This is a genomic window from Amnibacterium sp. (assembly GCF_036559085.1).
Taxonomy (GTDB): Bacteria; Actinomycetota; Actinomycetes; order Actinomycetales; family Microbacteriaceae; genus Amnibacterium.
In genome coordinates this window covers 1-4,896 of the sequence record NZ_DATBTU010000017.1, presented here as the reverse complement: position 1 = coordinate 4,896, position 4,896 = coordinate 1, and the positions used below count along the sequence as shown (strand labels likewise).

Genomic DNA, 4,896 nt, shown 5'->3' with positions numbered 1-4,896 from the left:
CCGGGCCGACGATCGAGCGGCACTCGATCGACTACATCCCCTGGTCGGAGCGCCACGGCAAGCTCTGGCACCAGGCGCCCTTCTGGTTCACCGGCAACTTCGTGCTGCCGACGATGGTGATCGGGTTCCTCGGCCCGGAGCTCGGCCTTTCCGCGGGCGTCACGTTCCTCGCGGTCCTGCTCGGGGCGTGCTTCGGCACCTTCTTCATGGCCTTCCACGCGAACCAGGGCCCGCGGATGGGCCTGCCGCAGATGATCCAGTCGCGCGCGCAGTTCGGCGCCCGCGGCGTCATCGTGCCGTTCCTCGCCACCGTCTTCGTCTACATCGGCTTCATGGTGTTCGACGTGATCCTGGCGACGCAGGGCCTCGGCCTCGTGCTGCCCGACGCGAAGTGGTTCTGGTACCCGGTGCTCACCGCGCTGTCGATCGTGATCGCGGTCGTCGGGCACGACCTCCTGCACTTCGTGCAGCGCTGGCTGACCTACTTCCTGATCGTCGCGTTCGCGATCGTGACCGTGCTCGCGTTCACGACGCTGCCCGCGCCGAGCGCCGCGCACGCCGGCGGCTTCGACCCCACCGGGTTCCTGATCGAGTTCTCCCTCGCCGCCGGCTACAACATCAGCTACGCGGTCTACGTCTCGGACTACTCCCGCTACCTGCCGCCGAAGTCGTCCGCCCCGAAGCTGATCTTCTATACGTACATCGGCGCAGCGGGCTCCGCGGTCTGGCTGATGGGCCTCGGCGGCCTGCTCGCGAGCCGCATCCCGAAGGTGGACGCGATCTCCTCGATCAAGCAGGTGGGCGACAACCTCTTCCCGGGCTTCGGCACGATCGTCGTGCTCATCTCGGTGCTCGCCCTCATCTCGATCATGGGCGTGAACGCCTACGGCGCGATGCTCACGAGCGTCAGCGGCATCGACGCGTTCCGGCCGGTGAAGGCCACCGTGCGGGCCAGGGTCGTCGGCCTCGTCGTGGTCGGGGTGATCACGGTCATCGCCGCCCTGGCGATCCCCGACAACTATCTCGGCAGCTTCAACAACTTCGTGCTGCTGATGCTCTACTTCCTCGTGCCGTGGACGGCCGTCAACCTCGTCGACTTCTACGCGGTGCGGCACGGCAAGTACGCGATCACCGAGATCTTCAACCCGAAGGGCATCTACGGCCGCTGGGCGTGGCGCGGACTCACGGCCTACACGGTCGGGTTCCTCGCCATGATCCCGTTCTTCTCGCTCCCCGGCCTCTTCACGGGCCCGATCGCGAACGCGCTCGGCACCGCCGACATCTCGTTCGCGGTCGGCCTGATCGTCGCCGGCGGCCTCTACTTCCTGTTCTCCCGGAACCTCGACCGCAGCGCTGAGGCGGCCGCGCGGGAGCGGAGCCAGATGGAGCTGGAGGGGGTGCACGCCGATTGAGCGGTGCCATCGCCGGTGGGCGCCGGACGGTCGCGATCGTCCAGCGCCCACCGGCCCTGCTCGACATGGCGACGACGCTGGAGCGTGCTGTCGCCGCCATCGAGGAGGCCGCGGAAGCGGACCTCGTCGTCTTCCCCGAGACCTGGGTCACCGGCTATCCGGCGTGGGTCTTCGGGATGGCGGGCTGGCGCGACCCTGAAGCGCGCCGCTGGTACGGCCGGCTGCTGCGTGAGAGCCCCGTCGTCGGCGCCGGGGACGAGGCGGACGACGACCTCGCCCCGGTTCGCGCGGCCGCCCGCCGCACGGCGACGACGGTGGTGCTCGGCATCAACGAGCGGGTGGGCGGCAGCCTGCACAACAGCCTCGCCACCATCGGCCCAGACGGCCGGCTGCTGAACCTCCATCGCAAGCTCGTGCCGCCGCACACCGAGCGGATCGTCTGGGGCCGGGGGGACGGCGCCGGCCTGCGCGCGGTCGACACCCCGGCAGGCCGGGTGGGCGGCGCCGGCCTGCGCGCGGTCGACACCCCGGCAGGCCGGGTGGGCGGCCTTGTCTGCTGGGAGCATTGGATGCCGCTCGCTCGTCAGGCGCTGCACGCCGACGGGGAACAGATCCACGTCGCTGCGTGGCCCGACGTCCCCGAGCTGCACGAGCTCGCCGCCCGCACCTACGCCAAGGAAGGCGGATGCTTCGTAGTGTCCGCCGCCCCCTTCCTCACGACCGACGACGTGCCGTCCGAGCTGCTCGACGCCTACCGGGCCGGCGTCGGCCCCGACGCACCCGCGGAGGGTGCCCTGTTCGACGGCGGCTCCTCGATCGCCGCACCCGACGGCTCCTGGCTGGTCCCGCCAGTGCGCGGCCGTGCCGAGCTGATCGTCGCGGAGATCGACCTCGACGCGGTCGACGAGGCGCACACGGACCTCGATGTCGCCGGTCACTACAGCCGCCCGGACGTGCTCACGCTCCGCATCGACACGTCGCGCAGGAGCGGTGTGGAACGGGTCCCGCCCGCGCCCTGAGCCCCACATGGGTGTCCGGCAGCCGGAAGGCGCGCACGCGCGCGAGCCGTGCGGACCGCGCTGCCGCCGACCGTCGCGAACGACGGCCGGTAGCGGTCCGGAACGGGTCTAGCGTTCAGCACGGGTGACCGGTGTGTGCCGGTGCCGACGACACAGTGAGGTGCAGGTCGGATGACGGATACGACGACGGCGCGCGAGGTGCGCACGGGGCTCTTCATCGGCGGGGAGGCGCGGGACACCGCCGACCGGCTCGAGATCGTGGATCCCGCGAGGCCCGGCGCGATCGTGGGGACCGCGGCCGCGGCATCCGAGGCCGACGTCGCGGATGCCGTCGCCGCGGCGAAGGCGGCGTTCCCGGCCTGGAGCGCGATGACGGCGCAGCAGCGGGCCGCGGCGATGGCCGAGGCGATCGCCGGGATCGGTGAGGACCGCGACGCGGACGCGGAAGTGCTCTCCCGCGAGAACGGCAAGGTGCGGTTCGAGTCGTGGGTGGACGCCCTCGTCTTCGAGCTCCGCTGGAACCTCGCGCTCCAGCTCGCCGACGAGGTCGACACGGGCTCGACGCTGCCGACGGCGCCCGGCATCCCGGTGCGCACCGAGGTGCAGCACCAGCCGCTCGGCGTCGTGACGGTGATCGTGCCCTTCAACTGGCCGATCGCCATCCTCGGCGCGGCCCTCCCCCACGCCCTGCTCGCCGGCAACACCGCGATCGTGAAGCCGCCGCCCTCGGCGCCGCTCGCCACGACCCTGGTCGTCCAGCGCGTCGCCGAGAAGCTGCCGCCCGGGGTGCTGAACGTGGTGACCGGCCGCGACGCGCAGATGGCCGGCCTCATCCAGAGCCCCGACGTCGCGAAGGTCTGCTTCACCGGCAGCGTGAACGGCGGCAAGCGGATCATGGCGATGGCCGCCTCGACGCTGACCCGCGTGACGCTCGAGCTCGGCGGCAACGACGCGGCCGTGTTCCTGCCCGACGCGATCCTGGACGACACGCACCTCGACCGGCTCTATGCGGCGATCTATGACACGACCGGCCAGATCTGCATGAACGCGAAGCGGGTCTTCGTGCACCGGTCCCGGATGGACGAGCTCGTCGCCGGCCTGTCGGAGCGGCTGAGCAAGGCCAAGCTCGGTCACGGACTCGACGAGGGCACGACCATGGGGCCGCTGCACCAGCCGGCGCAGAAGGCCTTCGTCGAGGAGATCATCCAGGAGGCGAAGGACGCGGGCGCGGATGTGCGCGAGTTCGGCGAGCTGCCGGGCGGCGACCTCGCGGGCGGGAACTTCCTGCGGCCCGCGATCGTCGTCGACCCCGACCTCTCCCTCCGGGTCGTGACGCAGGAGCAGTTCGGCCCGGTGATCCCGGTGATCCCGTTCGACGACGAGGACGAGGCCGTGCGGCTCGCGAACGACACCTGGGCGGGGCTGTGCGGCTCCGTCTGGACCGCCGATCCCGAGGCCGCCCAGCGCGTCGGGTCGCAGCTCACCTGCGGCTACGTCTGGGTCAACGACCACGGCGCCACCCGGCTCGACCTGCGGGCGCCCTTCGGCGGGATGAAGCAGTCCGGCCTCGGCCGGGAGCAGGGCATCGAGGGCGTCCGCGCGTTCCAGGACACCCGCTCCATCGCGACGATCGACCCGGAGGCCCTCGCCGCGATGGCGCACTGACGCCGGCGCGGCGGCCGCGCGAGACGCTTCAGGCGTCGAGCGCGGCCGCCGCATCCGCGAGGTAGTCGTCGACGGACCGCAGCCCGAACAGCGCCGCGTTGGCGATGTAGCCCTGGCAGAGCGCGACCATCACCGACGCGGTGCGCGCTGCCAGGCCCTCGGCGCCCTCGGCGCCGGCGCGCTCCAACGCCCACGGCCTGATCGCGCTCGCGAACGCGGCCCGCATCCGGCCGATGACCCCCGCCATCACGGCGTGCAGGTCGGGGTCGTTCGTCGCCTCGCCCCAGAACTGCAGGATCACCTCGGGTGTGACGTCCGGCTGCTCGAAGACGCCGAGCAGGTAGCGCATGCCGCCGGCGGGCGTGGCGAGCGCGGGATCCGTGGACTCCTCGAACTCCTCGATGCGCCAGGTCATCATCGAGCCCGCGATGTAGGCCGCGAGCTCCGCCTTGTTGCGGAAGTGCGAGTAGATCGCCCCCGCCGACAAGCCCGACTCCGCGACCACGTCGGCGATCGAGGTACCGGAGACGCCCTTCCGGCGCAGGCAGCGGAAGGCGGCCGAGGCGATCTCGTCGCGGCGGGCGCGCCGGTAGGCGTCGGTGACACGGGGCATGGCAAAGAGAATACTCGTTCGCTATAGTCCATCAGAGAACGCTCGTTCTTTTTACGGAGGTCCTCATGGCCGTGCCCGCTCCCCCGCACACCCGCTGGCGCTTCGCCGTGCTGTTCGGCATCGCCGGGTCCCTCGTCGTCGGGCTCGTGGTGCTCGCGTTCGTCTGGCCCGCGGCGACCGCCGAGCC

4 protein-coding genes are annotated in these 4,896 nt (G+C 71.5%); 3 read left to right on the top strand and 1 reads right to left on the bottom strand.

The window, feature by feature from the left end:
• From VIG76_RS02915 to VIG76_RS02905, 3 genes are all read left to right on the top strand, one after another.
• On the top strand, positions 1-1,412 hold a 1,412-nt coding region (locus VIG76_RS02915), incomplete at its 5' end, for a purine-cytosine permease family protein (protein WP_331950868.1).
• Positions 1,409-2,431 carry a carbon-nitrogen hydrolase family protein gene (locus tag VIG76_RS02910; protein ID WP_331950866.1) on the top strand — a complete coding sequence of 341 codons (1,023 nt, stop codon included), beginning with the start codon at positions 1,409-1,411 and terminating at the stop codon, positions 2,429-2,431. The genes VIG76_RS02915 and VIG76_RS02910, both read left to right, overlap by 4 nt.
• 171 nt (positions 2,432-2,602) lie before the next feature.
• On the top strand, positions 2,603-4,096 hold the full coding sequence (locus VIG76_RS02905) for an aldehyde dehydrogenase family protein (protein WP_331950864.1): 1,494 nt from the start codon (positions 2,603-2,605) through the stop codon (positions 4,094-4,096).
• Between the two features lie 28 nt (positions 4,097-4,124).
• Here VIG76_RS02905 and VIG76_RS02900 read toward each other — a convergent pair whose 3' ends face one another.
• On the bottom strand, positions 4,125-4,709 hold the full coding sequence (locus tag VIG76_RS02900) for a TetR/AcrR family transcriptional regulator (protein WP_331950862.1): 585 nt from the start codon (positions 4,707-4,709) through the stop codon (positions 4,125-4,127).
• Between the last annotated feature and the right edge of the window lie 187 nt (positions 4,710-4,896).